Raw genomic sequence first — 611 nt, 5'->3', positions numbered from 1 at the left:
CAAATTCAGATTTGTAGTGATGATATGACAAAGTTATTTGATATAACTGGTAAAACAATTTCTGGTGAATGGGGATCTAATGATGACGATAAAACTGGAATCCCAGTTATCCGAACAACCAATTTTACTAACGAAGGTAATATTGATTATTCAAATGTTGTTACTAGGAAGATTAAAAAAAACAATATTGAAAAAAAGTTTCTTAAATATGGAGATATTATCATTGAAAAATCTGGTGGTAGTGATAATCAGCCAGTAGGCAGAGTCGTTTATTTTGATAATAAGGATGGTAAATATCTTTTCAATAATTTTACTGGTTTATTACGGGTAAAAGATACAAGTAAATGGAATTCAAGATATGTCTTTTGGTCATTATTCGCTTCATATAAGCAAGGAAAAACCAAAATGTATCAAAATAAGACAACTGGTTTGCATAATTTGAGAACAGATGCGTATGTAAAAGACTTAAACGTAAAGGATTTGTCATTTAAAAGTCAAGTCAACATATCCAACATACTAGATAAAGCCCGTAAAGAAATAGAATTAAGAAAAGAAGAACTAGCAAAATTGGACACTTTAATCAAAGCCCGATTTGTCGAGATGTTTGGTGA

Annotated in this window: 1 protein-coding gene; it reads left to right on the top strand. The window is 30.1% G+C overall.

What is annotated here, in order from left to right:
• Positions 1–24: 24 nt before the first annotated feature.
• Positions 25–611 (top strand): restriction endonuclease subunit S (locus CP355_RS10035; protein ID WP_199161224.1); only part of this gene is annotated, 587 nt, incomplete at its 3' end.

This window comes from Lactobacillus sp. UMNPBX4, from assembly GCF_002554115.1.
In the GTDB taxonomy this organism is placed as follows: Bacteria; Bacillota; Bacilli; order Lactobacillales; family Lactobacillaceae; genus Lactobacillus; species Lactobacillus gallinarum.
The sequence above is the reverse complement of the archived record's forward strand: the minus strand, read 5'-3'. Positions and strand labels throughout refer to the sequence as shown.